The organism is Pseudomonas sp. GW456-12-10-14-LB2, assembly GCF_002884345.1.
GTDB lineage: Bacteria > Pseudomonadota > Gammaproteobacteria > Pseudomonadales > Pseudomonadaceae > Aquipseudomonas > Aquipseudomonas paraglycinae.
The window spans coordinates 1-264 of the sequence record NZ_POHV01000191.1; the positions used below are offsets into that span (position 1 = coordinate 1).

Below are 264 nucleotides of genomic sequence, written 5' to 3' on the forward strand. Positions count from 1 at the left end.
CTTTTATGAAGCGTCGGTCGATCGGTCGGCGGGCGGATCGGGCATCCCGATCCTGTGGGGGATCGATGCCGTCCACGGCCATAGCAACATCATCGGCGCGACGCTGTTTCCGCAGAATATCGGGCTGGGGGCGATGCGCGACCCCGCCTTGATCGAGCGGATCGGTGCCGCGACCGCCGCTGAAATTCGCACCACCGGCCAGGAATGGACCTTCGCCCCGACCATTACCGTGCCGCAGGACTATCGCTGGGGGCGGGCCTATGA

General features: G+C 65.5%; 1 protein-coding gene. It reads left to right on the forward strand.

Features of this window, described 5'->3' with window-relative positions; translation table 11 throughout:
* Positions 1–264, forward strand: a 264-nt coding sequence (locus C1X29_RS29995) for a glycoside hydrolase family 3 N-terminal domain-containing protein (RefSeq protein WP_218275727.1), incomplete at both ends; no start/stop codon positions are given.